At 41.8% G+C, this 14,304-nt stretch carries 9 protein-coding genes; 1 reads left to right on the forward strand and 8 read right to left on the reverse strand.

Annotated elements, in window-relative coordinates:
• Positions 1 to 102: 102 nt before the first annotated feature.
• Entirely contained in the window at positions 103 to 5,490 is a 5,388-nt protein-coding gene (locus FET73_RS05765; RefSeq protein WP_154222948.1) for a beta strand repeat-containing protein, read from the forward strand.
• 100 nt (positions 5,491 to 5,590) lie between these two features.
• Here the strand turns inward: FET73_RS05765 and FET73_RS05770 are convergent, their stop codons facing one another.
• The 8 genes from FET73_RS05770 to FET73_RS05805 form a co-directional block, all read right to left on the reverse strand.
• Positions 5,591 to 6,082, reverse strand: coding sequence for a P-loop NTPase family protein (locus FET73_RS05770; RefSeq protein WP_154222949.1), 492 nt, complete (start codon positions 6,080 to 6,082; stop codon positions 5,591 to 5,593).
• Positions 6,083 to 6,089: 7 nt separating this feature from the next.
• Entirely contained in the window at positions 6,090 to 6,440 is a 351-nt protein-coding gene (locus FET73_RS05775; RefSeq protein ID WP_154222950.1) for an outer membrane protein assembly factor BamB family protein, read from the reverse strand.
• Between the two features lie 123 nt (positions 6,441 to 6,563).
• Positions 6,564 to 8,114 carry a choice-of-anchor I family protein gene (locus FET73_RS05780; protein WP_154222951.1) on the reverse strand — a complete coding sequence of 517 codons (1,551 nt, stop codon included), beginning with the start codon at positions 8,112 to 8,114 and terminating at the stop codon, positions 6,564 to 6,566.
• A 92-nt stretch (positions 8,115 to 8,206) separates the two neighbouring features.
• Complete coding sequence (locus tag FET73_RS05785) at positions 8,207 to 8,842, reverse strand: sulfotransferase family 2 domain-containing protein (protein ID WP_218944270.1); 636 nt, start codon at positions 8,840 to 8,842, stop codon at positions 8,207 to 8,209.
• A gap of 73 nt (positions 8,843 to 8,915) precedes the next feature.
• Positions 8,916 to 10,124, reverse strand: a complete 1,209-nt coding sequence (locus FET73_RS05790) for a M12 family metallo-peptidase (RefSeq protein WP_154222952.1) — start codon at positions 10,122 to 10,124, stop codon at positions 8,916 to 8,918.
• A gap of 195 nt (positions 10,125 to 10,319) precedes the next feature.
• Entirely contained in the window at positions 10,320 to 11,012 is a 693-nt protein-coding gene (locus FET73_RS05795; RefSeq protein WP_154222953.1) for an outer membrane protein, read from the reverse strand.
• A 58-nt stretch (positions 11,013 to 11,070) separates the two neighbouring features.
• Positions 11,071 to 11,595: a DUF4442 domain-containing protein gene (locus tag FET73_RS05800; protein ID WP_154222954.1), complete on the reverse strand. Its 525-nt coding sequence runs from the start codon at positions 11,593 to 11,595 to the stop codon at positions 11,071 to 11,073.
• A gap of 97 nt (positions 11,596 to 11,692) precedes the next feature.
• Positions 11,693 to 14,236 carry a M14 family zinc carboxypeptidase gene (locus tag FET73_RS05805; RefSeq protein ID WP_154222955.1) on the reverse strand — a complete coding sequence of 848 codons (2,544 nt, stop codon included), beginning with the start codon at positions 14,234 to 14,236 and terminating at the stop codon, positions 11,693 to 11,695.
• Positions 14,237 to 14,304 lie beyond the last annotated feature (68 nt).

Raw genomic sequence — 14,304 nt, forward strand, 5'->3', positions numbered from 1 at the left:
AAGTGTAAAATAATGTTAAATCAATAGGTATTAAGGGGGACATACATCAAACATTCTTTTTGATTTTGTCACAACATCTTTTTATTTGCTTGGCTATTTCTTATGAAAACATTTTATTTCAAAGGGTTTTTTATATCCCCTTTATTGCTGTTAATATCACTTTTTTACGCTACAAACTCTTTTGCTACAGCCACCATATTTGAACTGTATCAAAACATAACACCCGGCACAGTACAAGCCAGGCCGAGTAATTTTGCCATATTCAATGGCGAGTTGTTTTTTGAAGCTGCCAATGCAGCTGATAATGATGAGCCATTTAGGTTTGATGGGACGACCTTAACTCAAATTACAAATGCAGCACACCCTGGTGGAACTGCAGATTCAAACCTAACCTCACAATTTGTTTTCAATGGTAATTTATATGCCGTCATGGAAAGCAATGTGGGCCGTGAATTGTTCCAATACAACACAGGCAACCAACAATATGAACTGCATACCAACCTCAATGGTGCTGGTGATGGCTACCCAATTTTGGCTGGGGACATCAATGGCGATGTCATTATTTATAATGGCCACTTACTCATGCATGCCAATCAAGCGGCCAGTGATCGTCGCTTTTATCTTCTTAGGTCTGACAACAACCAATTACAACTTTTAGCCGGTACAACTAAAATTGACCCAAGCAACGTGGCCCTTTTTGGCGGTCAATTATTCTACGAAGCCGATGATGGTGCAGGTAATGATGAACCATTTCGTTTCAATGGCACAACAGAGACACAAATCACCAATGCATCACCTTTAGCTGGTAATGACTCAAACCTCACTTCACAATTTGTTTTCAATGGTAATTTATATGCTGTCATGGAAAGCAATGTGGGCCGTGAGTTATACCAATACAACACTGGTAATGGGCAGTATGAAGTTCACACCAACCTCAATGGTGCAGGAGATGGTTACCCAATTTTATCTGGAGACATCAATGGTAATGTGGTTATTTATAACGGCCACTTACTCATGCATGCCAACCTGTCGGGCAGTGACCGCCGATTTTACCTTCTTAGGTCTGACAATAACACGCTTCAATTGCTGGCTGGCACAACTAAAATTGACCCAAGTAACGTGGCCCTTTTTGGTGGTCAATTATTCTACGAAGCCAATGATGGTGCAGGTAATGATGAGCCTTTCCGCTTCAATGGCACCACAGAATTTCAAATCACAAACAATGCCCACCCTGGTGGAACTGCAGATTCCAACTTAACGTCACAGTTTCCTTACTTAGGTGATTTATATGCCGTCATGGAAAGCAATAATGGTCGTGAACTTTATAAATACAATACAGGAACTAATGTTTATGAACGGATGATTGACTTTAATGGTGCTGGTGACAGCTACCCCATTCATGCCAAAGACATCAATGGCACCGTTATTGAATATCAAAATGCCATGATATTCCGTGCGTCTGACACTGGCACAGAAGGAGAATTATACCGCTTACGCGCTGTAGCAGTGCCGCCAGAACTCAGTATTAACGATGTTTCTATAACTGAAGGAAATTCTGGGACCAGCAATTTGAACTTCACAGTGACTCGAACAAACAACACTTCTACAGTTAGTGTGAATTATGACACCGCCAATGGCACAGCAATCGCAGGCAGTGACTATGTCGCAAACAGTGGCACCTTAAATTTCACCAATGGTGGTGGATTAACACAAAATATCACTATTTCAATCAATGGTGACCAGTTGGTTGAACTGAATGAAAACTTTGTTGTTAACTTATCCAACCCGACTAACAGTGCCACAATAAGCGACAGCCAAGGCACAGGTACCATTAACAACAATGATGCAGCCAGTTTATCTATCAATGACATGACAGTAACTGAAGGCAATGCAGGTACCAGCCAAATGACATTCACCGTCACCTTAAATCAAGGTGTAGATACGGGATTATCAGTTAATGCCAGTACAGCAGATGGCACAGCTACACTTGCAAACAATGATTATGACCAGGTATCTGGCAGCACAATAAACTTTGCAGGTAATGCCGGTGAAACACAAACCCTCAGCGTTAACATCAATGGTGATACAGTGGTTGAAGCCAATGAAACGCTGACTGTTAATTTATCAGGGCTTTCTGCAAGCGGCAGAAACGTCAGCATTGCAGATGCCCAGGGGCTTGGAACCATCAATAACAACGATGCGGCCAGTTTGTCAATTAACGATGTCAGCACTTCTGAAGGCAATGCAGGTACCAGCCAAATGACATTCACAATCACTTTGGATCAAGCTGTCGACACCGCACTATCAATCAATGCCAGTACAGCAGATGGCACAGCAACACTTGCAGACAGTGACTATGTTCAAGTATCCGCAGCTGCCATTAATTTTGTAGGTAACGCTGGCGAAACGCAAACCATCAGTGTTGATGTCATCGGAGACACCGCCGTTGAAAATAACGAAACATTGACTGTTAATTTATCTGGCTTAGCTGCCAATGGCAGAAATGTAACTGTAGCCGACAGTCAAGGACAAGGCACCATTAATAATGATGATGCGGCCAGTTTTTCAATCGCCGATGCTGTTTTAGTTGAGGGCGATGCTGGCAACAGCAGCATGGTGTTTACCGTCACACTCAGCGATAACATAGGCGGTGCAGGCAGTGTTGATTATGCCACAGCAAACAGCACAGCAACTTCTGGCTCAGATTATACCAATGCCTCTGGCACCCTCAACTTTACAGGTACAGCTGGCGAAACCCAAAACATCAGTATTGACATATCTGGGGATGAATTGGTGGAACTGGATGAAATATTCCTGATTAACTTATCAAACCCTGTAGGCACCAATGTAGTCATTGGAGATGGACAAGCCAATGGCACAATCAATAACGATGACAACGCCAGTATATCTATTAATGACATGACCATCACGGAAGGAGACACTGGTACCAGCCAGTTGACTTTCACTGTCACCTTAGACCAAGCAGTTGATACTGCCTTAACAGTTGATGCCAGCACAGCAGACGGCACCGCAACTCTGGCTGACAATGATTACCTTCAACTGGTAGGAATCACCCTAAATTTTGCGGGTACTTTAGGCGAAACTCAAACAGTGAGTGTGGCAATTAATGGTGATGCATTGGTTGAAAACAATGAAACATTGGTCGTTAACCTGTCTGCTTTGGCTGCCAATGGCAGAAATGTAACTGTAGCTGACAGTCAAGGACAAGGTACCATCAATAACAACGATTCGGCCAGCTTATCCATCAATGACGTATCTGTTGCTGAAGGTAATGCAGGAACCAGCCAGTTGACTTTCACTGTCACCTTAGACCAAGCAGTTGATACTGCCTTAACAGTTGATGCCAGCACAGCAGACGGCACAGCCACTCTGGCTGACAATGATTATGCTCAACTGACTGGAAGTACCATTAATTTTGCGGGCACTTCAGGCGAAACTCAAACGGTAAGTGTAATTATAAACGGCGACACTGTGGTTGAGAACAACGAAACTTTGACTGTTAACTTATCATCACTGTCTGCCAATGGCAGGGATGTGACTGTTGCTGACAGCCAAGGATTGGGAACCATCAACAACGATGACTCTTCAAGTTTTTCAATCGCCGATGCTGTTGTTGTTGAAGGAGACAATGGTACCAGCAGCATGGTGTTTACCGTTACCTTAAGTGCATCAAAGAGTGGAGCTGCCAGTGTTGACTATGCCACTGCAAACAGCACCGCACTTTCCGGTTCTGACTATACCAGTGCATCTGGAACACTTAATTTTGTTGGTACTGCAGGTGAAACTCAAACCATCAGTATTGATATTATTGGCGATGAAATTGTTGAATTAGATGAGGCCCTTTTGGTTGACTTATCTAACCCTGTAGGACTGAACGCCACCATTGCAGATGGCCAGGCAATTGGAATCATAAGCAACGATGACAGTGCCACAATAACCATCAATGATTTGAGCCTCAATGAAGGTAATAGCGGCACAACAGCTTTCGACTTTACACTGACTCTCGATAATGCCGTTGACACCAGTTTAAGTGTTGATGCAACGACAAATGATGGCACTGCCACTGCAGGTTCAGATTATGCAAGCAATAACAACACAGTAAATTTTATCGGAACCGGCAATGAGAGTCATGACTTTTCTGTATCGGTTAATGGTGACACTGTTACCGAAGCGAATGAAGCTTTCCAAGTGGCATTAAGCAACTTATCTGTCAGTGGTAGGGATGTTGTTTTGAGTAATAACTCAGTAACTGGAAACATTTTGAATGATGACTCTTCTACCCTCAGTATTGATGATGTAACAATCACAGAAGGTCAAAATGGCACGAGTGTTGCTACATTGACAGTGTCGCTTAACATGGCTGTAAAAAATGGTGTTGATGTTGATTATACAACACAAGATGGTACCGCCCAGGCTGGTTCAGATTACACTGCAAACAACGGTACTTTGAGCTTTACAGGCACCCCTGGTGAAACTCAAACCATTGATGTCACCATTAATGGTGATAACTTGGTTGAACTGGATGAGATGCTGACAGTTGAATTGAGCAATGTTTCAGCACCAGGTGTAACTTTAGGTGATAGCTCAGGTGCCATAAATGTGACCAATGATGACCAAGCCAGATTGTCAATAAATGACATGAGTGTTATAGAAGGCAATGCAGGAACCAACCAGGTAACTTTAACCATCACCTCAGATCAAGCTGTTGATGCTCCTTTTACCGTTGATGCTCACACCACTGATAGTTCAGCAACCCTTGCAGACAACGATTATGTAAGCAGTAGCAGTACAATTAATTTCTCAGGTAATGCCGGTGAAACACAACAAATTACAGTTGATGTTATCGGAGATTTAGCACCAGAAAGTGATGAGGATTTCTATATTGAGCTGTCCTCTGTTTCTGCAAATGGTAGAGATGTGACCATAGGTAACAGCCAAGGAACCGTAACCATTTTAAGTGACGATCCTGATTTATCAGCCACCAAGGTTGCCAATTTCGTTATTCCATTAGGACAAACTGATACCATCAGCTATCAAGTCATATTGACCAACAACAATGTCAATGCAGATCAAGTGGTGTTCAATGACACGCCAGATGTATTGACGACCATAGTACCCGGTAGTGTAACAACCACACAAGGCACTGTACTTACAGGCAATACACAAGCAGACACAACCATTTCAATAGATATTGGAAGCGTTAACAGTGGAGCCAGTGTAACCATTAATTATGATGTACAAGTTAATAATGGAGTTAATGCTGGAAGCAGCATCGTAAACCAAGGTATGTTTTCAGGAACTAATTTCCAAGATATTTTAACTGACGACCCCAACATCAATGGCAATAACAACCCAACAGTTGCTGGTGTTACCGATGCCATCATGGTGCCAACTTTGAACGAATACATGTTGGTGCTGTTACTTGGTATGGTGCTTACTTTGGGAATTATAAGAACCCGTTTACAGTAAACTGACTTAGTATAATAAAACCCCATTGAATAATTCAGTGGGGTTTTTTTTGCTTATTTGAAAGTACACATACTCAGATTTCTTGCCATATTTTCTAAACTTATTTTTTATCGACCTTCAAGTTTTCTATATAACAATGCTTTGAACCAGAAAAGTTTTCAAACAAATTCAAATGTGAATTCAATGAACACACATCAACACGAAGTGGGTATTGAGTAATCCATTCAATCAACATATTCAGGTTGGCATCTTGTGCTGCTTTGCTTTCATACTTATGTGGTTCCCAGGGCCTGTTTTTGGCGTTTGCCACACAGTCTTCCACTGACAAATTCATGAAAATCAATTCATCCGCTTCTTTGGCTGCAAATGCCAGTAAGTCCGCATAACAACCTTCGATCACCCAGCTTTTGTGCTGATTGATAAATGTTCTGATCTTTTCAGCAGATTTTTCAATGGGCATGCGCTCAGGTGGATCACAAGGCAGCCATGCCAAAACATCTAAATCCAAGTGTGCAACACCGTATTTTGCCACTTTGTTTTTGGCTAAAGTTGACTTACCTGAACTTGAATTGCCCATGATTAAAGTTTTCATGGCTTGTTTATCCACCAGAATTAGATGTTGTAGCTACTGTCGATGCTGTGATTACGGCTGCTGCGGCCGCTTGTTGTGCAGCCAATTGTGCATTGATTTGTGCAGCATCTTGATTTTCACTGGCAATAATACATGGACCATAGCCAAAGCCTTTCAACTCATTTTCCCAAAGCATCGTGCCGTCAGCTTTATTCAGGCAGAACAAATGCCCGCCTGAATAGGCAAACAATTTGTTGTCTTCTAAATAAATATTGGTAACCGATGATGTGGACTTCAATGTAGTTTGCCAAATGATGTTTCCATTGTTTTTATCAACACAAACCGCTTTACCCTTGATACCTAAATAGATGTGATTCATACGTGCTCCTTTTATTGATTTCAATCATGTTATCACAGCAAGCACAACGCAATCAGCTGCCAAAAGTCACTCCATACAAACTAAAATACCTGCACAAAGCAGGCATTTTATCTGCTTTTTAATTCAATCTTCAAAATCAGATTTGAAAATCAAATCCTCACTCACGGTATACACAGCAATGGTGCCTGTGTCTTCATGACTGACCAATAACAAGTCTTGATTCATGCCATTGTCACTGGCTGGAATGAACAACAAACCTTCAGGAGCCACATCACCATCGGTTGCTGGCGTGTAACTTTCAAATACAGGCGCGACAGGATCAGTCACATCATAGGTCATTACGCCACCGGTACGCTCTAAGCCAATAAAAGCCAAAGTTTTATCACCCACTTGACCCAAAGTCACACCTTCTGGCTCCATGCCTTTGTCATCACTGCGCTCATCGAATTTATCAACTGATGCGTCATTGGCATTAAAAATTTCAGGGTTTTGAGACGCGATGATATTGGCGAATTCACTGCCTGAGTCAAAAACCTGTGCCCCAGTTTCTCCATTCCAAATGGTGAATGAACGTGCACCATAAGCATACAATTCGGTGTACCCAGTTTGACCTTGACCGAGGTTACTTTGTACTTTTAATCGACCCAAGTTCGCATCAGCTTGTAATGTTGCTAAATCTGGAAAAGTCAGGGGATCTAAAACCAAGTCTTTGACACGTTCATCTTCTGAACGCGCATCACCTTCATTGGCTGTAATGTAGTAATTCACACCATCCACTTGATACGTCGCAATGGCATCGGGCATAAATAAGCCTTTCACTGGCCAGTTTTGTAGGTTTATTTCACCCTCACCTTTTAGACCATCTTTGTCACTGACATCCAACTCATTACCAGCCAGCATGTGGTCTTTACTGCCCAAAGCATGAATCGCTGTGATACTTGCATCAGTCAAATCAACAACTGCAACCGCATTGTTTTCCTGTAAGGTGACAAATGCTGTGTTGTTGTCACTGGATATGGCCACATATTCTGGCTCCACATCATCAATCACAGCCACGCCATCGGCAATGATGGTTTCACCCAAGTCTTGGTTGTTGAATGCTGAAAAATCCAAAGTATTGACGGTTGCTGAAGCCACACCTGAAGTCAGGTCAATGATGCTGATGGTACCCATAGGATTAATGCCTTCATCTGGCTCACCTTCATTGGCCACAACCAGCTTCATGCCATCATGAGTGAAGGTCAGCATGTCAGGTAATGCCCCAACGGTGAGTGTCTTTAAGTGTTGTCCTGTGCTGTCAAAAAATTCAACCGTGCCTGTGTCTGTTTTGGTTTCTGCTTCTACTGCAACGGCCACCAAACCATTGAAAGATGCTATGCTGTTCGGTCCGGCGCCAAAGTTTGATAAGTTTATGATTGTTGCAACAGGTACCTGGCTCGGGTTTGAAAAGTCATATATGCCAAAAGAAGCAAAGCCTGAGTTGATAACAAACAGTTTGCTGTTGCTTTTATCGTATGATGTGATTTCAGCAGAACCTTCACCCAAAGCTGTGTCTATGCTGTTGACTTTGATTAATACCACCGCTGCCGGAGCCATGGTGCTGCAACCCAAAATCAAGGTGGCGGCCAATGCTTTTGAGCTGCCTTTTGACATTGCCAATAATAGTTTCTTCATTATAAATCCCCAGAGTTTAATCTTCAAAAACTTGGAGTTTAATCAGCCATTCTTAATTATTTGTGGCAAACAAATGAAGGTTTGGTTTCATTTTAAAATTGATAGCCAAAACGTTTGATGTCTTTTTCAAAGTGTTTGGCAACAATGGCCTGACTGGAATCATTATAATATTCTTGATAAATCGTGCGTTTTGAGGGTTTTAAATGCGGTAGTTCTGATTCAAGGTTTAATCGTGATTTAAGGTCAACAAAAGCAGCTGCCAATTCCTCAAAACGGTAAACTTTGTCTACCAGCAATTCACCCTCGTCATCACACAACCAGTCACTTTGTGAAACAAACATCAATTCACGGTCTCGGTAAAACGGGTCTTTTTGCTCAAAGCATAAATCCACCCATTGGGCAAAACTGACCGAACCGTCACCCATGCCATGTTGGTTGGTTTTGACCCGATAAGCATAATGAGAGACCACCTTATCCCATGGGTTACGGACAATAGAAAACGTGAATCGCCTTTGCCATTCTTCTTGACCTAGTTCTCTGCGTTTTTCGAGTGCTGAAGCATGTTCAAATGGCACGCCCAAAGCTTTTTCAATGCTGCTGCCCGCTGTTTTGTTGATGTGAATAAACTCGAAATCACGAACAGGCTGTGGTCTGTACTTTTTCAACCATTTTTTAATGATTCGTTTTTTTGCTTTATAAGCATTTTTGGCGGCATAATAGGCTTTCATTTTGTACCTGGTATAAATCAACAGCCATGATACGAAAAACCACCACCTCAAGCCAAACTATTTCTTCCAACCATTAACCTTCGTACCCATCCTCAAAAATGGTGTCGTTTGCTTCTGGCCTGAAAGCGGCCACTATGCCGGCAGTTTGTCTCAAAGTTCTGGCATTGTCTCGAGTGTCCGCTATGCCTGTATCTAAGCCCAAGTATTGAACATCCGGGTTGGAAAAATATTGTCTTCTGGAGCAACCATTCGCACATTGAGCAGAATATGACATCACCGTGCGGTACTCATTGTTGTGGTAATGACCAAAAGACCAAGGATTTGAGGCATTCATTGGATCTGTACTTGAGTTTTCAGGGTTATGTTCTAAACCCATGTTGTGACCAAATTCATGGGCAAATGACAAATTACCCACTGCACACGATCGACTGGTCACTTGATAAGCAAAGCTTTCAAACCCCGCACCAGGTGACTGCATCACATAACCACGACCGCAACTTCCACCAATGTCATTGGACAACAAAGAAACCATGTCGGCGCCATAAGCGGTTCTCAATTGTGCAACTGTTGGATCTGAGCGAACCCATGTCAGACTTTCGGAAGAACTACCTGAATCATTATAATTTGCTAACCCTACATAACTAATTTTAGCCTCAGCATCAACATTGCTGTTATCGAATGACAAGTTCATGGCATCAACTGCCGCTTGTGCCGTTGCTTCTATGCCACTTACACCACCCGCGGCATCTCTGGCTTGTGGTGTATAAATCACCATCACATCCAAAGTATCTGTACTTCCAGAAGGTGTGGTGGGTATCTTTTGATTACTGACAGGCAACGCTGTATCAGAAACTTCGTCAACCTCACATTCAGCAAACGCATCAGTCAATAGCGAAGCAATTCGTATTTGATCTTTTGCTTGAGGCATAAATTCAAATGTTTCTCTATCATTAAAAGCAACACCCGAAATATATCCATTAACGTATGCGAAAGAAACACTTGATTCTGGGTGGCCTTTGAAACGTCCAACCCAAGTAAAATTATTATTGCTGCGTACTTTCAAATCATCCAGCACCAGTGATTCATATCCACCACCAGGTAGATGAATACCAAACTCCGTACTACCGTCTAAAAACAAGTGTGCGTTTACTTGCGCCGTCAAAGCAGCAGATTCCGTCATTGGTAACACTGTACGGTCCAACACATTGATAGATTTTAACAAATCTTTAGCCATTAAAATTGGTGTAAACATGGCCAGACCAATCAGTACAATTTTTTTCATACTTGCCTCAACATCATAAAACAGAACATAAACATATTAACTTGGTTTATTTGCTTACTACAGTTATTGTGGCATTGTTTTCTGTTTAAGTTCAATAATCTTGAAACCCTTCACATTTACACCAACAAAAAAAGCCCGAACCAAAAGGGATTGGGCTTTTTTGTAGTTCAACAGTTAAATGATTTTATACCGTATTTAGAAGCGGTAATTAACACCTAAATTGAATTGTGATAAATCTTGATCAATTTTTGCTTGATAGTCAGATACATTAAATGTTCCTGTATCAATCAAATAAATTTTCTCTTTGCCAAAATCTGTGAAACTGTATTCTGCAAAAAACGAAACATGATTCATGAATTGATGCTCATAGCCAATACCCCAAAGCACCCCATCACGGTCTGCACTCTGCTCATAGTGAAATGCAGGGTTAACTAAAGGGTCATTGTCTTGATATTTGTTATCTGATTGCACATAACCCAACTGTCCATACAACAAACCACTGTCACTGACTTTAAATCCATAGCGGCCTACAAATGAGATCACATCTTCCGTTTCATAAGATACCAGATTTGAAGGTCTTGGAGGATTTTGAGTATAAACATGTTCTGAATATAAGTCTGCATCACTGGCCATGACCTTTAAGCCCCAAACTGATTTTTCTGTTTCTAAAAAATCACAACCAAACTGAACCCCAATACTGGTTTCATCAGCATTGGCAGATCCTGCATTGTCATTCATGGCTTCATCATTGAACGAAGTTGTTGTCCACTGATTGTCTGTTTCTAAATGGCTGGCCGATGCACCTGCATAACAGCCAGACCACACATCATCAGAGGCATAACAACTCAATGAAGTCATACCCAACAATATAGTCATTTTAAATTTCATCTAATTTCTCCCTAAATGGACATTCATCATAATAAACAGTAAGTTAAAAAGAAGTTATTTAACGCCCTCTCTTGGCTTGTTTTTCTTTAAAGTGCGCTTTTGTGGCTAAGTATATTGTTTTACTCACTTCACAATAGACCTTGTCTTTAGCATGGTTTGTCAAAACTGTCTTTTTAATCAGCTCCAGCTCGCCTGAGGACTCAAGGCGTGATTTGATGTCTTGTATTTCCTCTGCTGTAATTACAAAGTGAGCATATAAATCTTCCCTGGCAGGGGCCTTAAACCGAATCTCGGCAGACTTATCCCAAACGATGTACTTATTTTCTAAGATCGTCATCAATTGAATCATAGGAATTGGATCCACTGCTGAAAACATGCTGCCGCCAAAAATCGACCCAACATAGTTCTTGTTTTTATAGCTGTGTGGAATTTTAATTGTGATTTCAGATAAGCCTTCAGAGACCGACTGAATCCGACCGGTACTTCTGCGGTACATGGGAGATAAATTAAAACCGTATTTAAACAGCTTCTCAGGGCCAATCAGCTTGCTGCCAATATTGGCTAGGGTTTGGTAAATGGTCATGTAGATATCTTTTTTATAATGGCGGCACATTATAACGTCAATAATTCACCAATTAAGAAAGCGGCCTAAACCGCTTTCTTAATTACCCTGTATTCATTCAGTGGTGGCTTTCTTCCGCTTCTTCTTTCGACAAGTTGGTTGAGCGAATCAACTTCGATTGGAATACCGCATTGATCAGCCAATTTTGTGTGCCTTTCCAGAAAGATCGGAAATTTGGATTGAAGCCAAATTTAATATACTGTCCTCGACCTGATTTTTCCGCCACAACCAACGGTTTGTTTTTCAGTTTCTCTTGCCAATGGTCTGATACAAAACCTGCTGCCCTGACCTCTTCGGTGATTTGAAGTGGTGTGGCAAACGGGTTATCACTCGCTTTCAGCACACTGCTGCCTTTCATCAAAGCATATTGGGTGCTGTTCTTGGTGCCAAATGCCAATGGGTGCGTCAAATCTGCATCTGCTGAAACAATCGCACCACCTAATACACGCTCGGCTTGATGCTTTTCATAATCGGCATAGTTCAAACGTTCTGATTCTTTTTTAGTGGCTTTGTCTTCTTTTTTAGCGGCTTTTTTAGGATCCTTTTCTTTGGATTTTTCATCTTTGGCTTGCAGCTTGTTTTCAATGAATTGCGCACCTTTTTGTAATCCAATCAAGGTGCCACCTGTTTGAACCCAGGCTTTCAAAGCCGCTTGTGTTTTCTTGTTGATGCTGCTGTTGTATTGTCCATTGGGCAAAATGATGTGGCTGTATTCACTGAATTGAATCCGATTCAATTGATGACTGTGTACTTTGGTCAAAGGCAAATACACTTGGGTATCAAATAAATGCCAAAGACTACCTGCTTGATAAGCATCTACACCATTACCCACCACCATCATCACTTTGGGCTGTTTTATTTGTTGCACTTGAGGCGAGCCTAAATCTACGCCGCTGTCTGCCAGTGACGTATTAATTGGATACCATTTAACTGAAAATGCATCGGTTACTGTGCTCAATGTGCTGAACAATTGATCTTCACTTTGTGCCCCACCCTCAATCATAAAGCTGCCTGCTGGCACCTTAACACCGTCGACATGTAATGGCTTGGCAGTAATGCGAACCGGAATGTCTAGCTGAGTTAAGTAATGTAAAGCCGCTGGTGCGTTGCCACTGTGCCAATCGAACACATAAGCCAAAGCATTTTTACGGTATTGGTTGCTGACATTCAAAGAAGAAAAGTCTGTGTTACTTTCAACATTGCTGTTGAGTTTGGCGAAAGGTAAACCCCAAGCCATGGCTAAGTTCCATGAAGACACATCATAGAAAGTGTTGTCATTGAAACTGGTATCGGTGTTAAACAAAGACTGTAATAAAGTGGTCTGCTTTTGATTCAAGCTCATATATAGGGCTTGATTCTTCTTGAATGTATGGCCTCCGGCACTGCGGTTGGCTGCCAAATTTTTAACTTCAATTTGATGTGACTCTAAAAAAGCCACCAGTTGTTTACCACGGTATTTATTGTCTGATACATCGACCAAATATCCTGACGTATTACCTTTAGCGGCTTGGGCTTTGGCTTTGTCGTAAAAACTGTCTTTATAATCCATGATGGCTTTTCTGTTGGCCACACTGCCTTTAACTGTAGATAATGCAGTTAAAAACTGGTTGCGAATGCCACGGGCCAAAGAGCGTTCACCGTTACTGCTTTCAATGACCCCACCTTGTGCTCGGGCTTGCTCGAATAAAATACCTATACTGCCTTGTAAATCAGGATAAGTAGACCCTTTTCCAGGATAAAAATCATCAAAACCTTCTTTGCTGTAATAAGTCTGACCAATCTCATCCAAAGCTTTGGCGTGATGTTCGGCTATTTTTGCCGTCAACACTGCGTTTTCTTCAGTGATTTTAGGGTTCTTTCTACTCGGAACACCTGGTTGAAAAAAGAAACTCGAAGACGTACCCATTTCATGGTGGTCAGTCAACACATGAGGTTGCCATGCTTGAAATTGAGCGACACGAGCTTTTGATTCGGTTTGCGTCAACAACAACCAATCTCGATTCAAATCAAACCAATAATGGTTGGTTCGACCGGCTGGCCAAAGCTCATTGTGTGACATGTCATTAGGGTCCGTTACTGTAGTTACCGAGCGTGTGTTATTAACATAAGTGGTGAAACGAGACAAACCATCTGGGTTAAAGCTCGGATCAACCAAAACCACAGTATCTTCTAGGTATTTTTGTACTTCAGCGTTATTAGTCGCCAACAAATACCAAGCATACAAAACTGAAGCATTAGAACCACTGGATTCGTTACCGTGGACACTGAAACCATTCCATATTTTAAGGATTTTCGGGTCTTTTTTAACTTGATCTAAATTGGCAATATTACTTTTTGAACTGATGGCCATCAACAGCAAGGGACGGCCTTCATTGGTTTCGCCGTATTGCACCAACTGAGCTTGATCACTGCCTGCTGACAGGAATTTAAAATAACTGACTAATTGGTCATGGCGTAAATGCCGGTCACCCAATTGCTGACCCAAATAGGTATCAGGCGAAGGTAAAGTGGCATTGTACATATCGCCCTTGGGTAAGAAAAACTCCAAAGGTTCAGCCCAAGCTATGACGGGTAAAATCAACAGCAACAACAGTTTTTTCATTCTTAATCCTCTTAAGGTGGGGTTTGTAATAGTTGCTATTTTAAACCATCAAAGTGGATATTGTGAAA

The sequence above is a fragment of the Marinicella rhabdoformis genome, from assembly GCF_009671245.1.
In the GTDB taxonomy this organism is placed as follows: domain Bacteria; phylum Pseudomonadota; class Gammaproteobacteria; order Xanthomonadales; family Marinicellaceae; genus Marinicella; species Marinicella rhabdoformis.